This window comes from Oceanospirillum linum, assembly GCF_001995095.2.
GTDB lineage: Bacteria > Pseudomonadota > Gammaproteobacteria > Pseudomonadales > Halomonadaceae > Oceanospirillum > Oceanospirillum linum.
Map to the genome: position 1 here is coordinate 1 of NZ_MTSD02000162.1, position 414 is coordinate 414.

The window sequence follows — 414 nt, forward strand, 5'->3', positions numbered from 1 at the left end:
ATCACAGGCCAAGCCGGCTGGTATGACGTGCGCGTGCGCATCTACCCGGCCGAGGCCGAGGCGGCGACGACGCTGCCGCAGTTCGCCCCGATGCGGCCGATGCCCGGCTCGACGAGCGTCGTGCAACGCGTGCAGGCCTACTTCGCGGGCAAGGGCGAATTCGCGGCGCGGTTGCGCCGGGCCGCATCGTTCGGCGTGGCGCCGCGCGACGCACGTGGCGAACAAGGAGACGAGCAATGACACAAATGGCGCTGGTCATCGATCTGAACGTATGCGTGGGATGCCATGCGTGCGTGACGAGCTGCAAGGAATGGAATACGTCGGGCGAGGCGGGCAGCCTCACCGACGCTCGCCCCTATGACGACGACCCGTCGGGCACCTTCTTCAATCGTGTGCAGACATACGAAGCCGGTG

At 66.9% G+C, this 414-nt stretch carries 1 protein-coding gene; it reads left to right on the forward strand.

What is annotated here, in order from left to right; genetic code table 11:
- A partial coding sequence (locus BTA35_RS17130; RefSeq protein WP_139363741.1) for a hypothetical protein occupies positions 1-240 on the forward strand: 240 nt, incomplete at its 5' end.
- Between the last annotated feature and the right edge of the window lie 174 nt (positions 241-414).